At 39.2% G+C, this 571-nt stretch carries 1 protein-coding gene; it reads right to left on the bottom strand.

Annotated features, from left to right (window positions below; all coding sequences use genetic code 11):
- Nucleotides 1-178 precede the first annotated feature (178 nt).
- Nucleotides 179-571: hypothetical protein (locus Xbed_RS19020; RefSeq protein WP_086114335.1), on the bottom strand; the 393-nt coding region annotated here is incomplete at its 5' end.

The raw sequence follows: 571 nt of genomic DNA, 5'->3' as shown, positions 1-571 counted from the left end.
TCATGTGCGCTCTTGTTGCTCTGGCTTTCAAAAATGGGTTTCTTGATTCTGACTTCATTAGGTGTTGCCATGCAACCCGTTAGCATCAATGCTGAAAATACAGTGATTACAAGCAATAACTTCCTCATCACAAACCCTCATTATCAACCAAACGGTGATATTTAACCTCAAGCAATATTCAGCCAGTAAATAATAAATACAAACGATAGATGACAAACAAGAGGCTAGGTAAGCCAAGTATCCACAGAATTATCTGTAATCTTGCGTCCTTGATTTTATTTTCTGTCTTGGCTTCCTGTAGCATAACTTCGCTTTTCACTTCGCTGATTTTAGTACTAATCGCCTCAAATTTGACGTTCAACTTATCATCAGTTGGCACTTTGGACAGAGCACTGCTTATGCCATCTAGTTTTTGCATGATAACAGCAACATCGGTCTTTAATGTGCCAACATCACTGGTAACTGTTTTCAAATCAGACTTCATATCGTTCATAGTAGTTTTGATATGTTCAACGTCTGATTCCAGTCTTGCTACTCGTGATTCCATATCTCCACCTCCACCACCACTACC

Source organism: Xenorhabdus beddingii (assembly GCF_002127545.1).
GTDB classification, from domain to species: domain Bacteria; phylum Pseudomonadota; class Gammaproteobacteria; order Enterobacterales; family Enterobacteriaceae; genus Xenorhabdus; species Xenorhabdus beddingii.
This window is presented reverse-complemented; position numbering and strand designations above follow the sequence as displayed.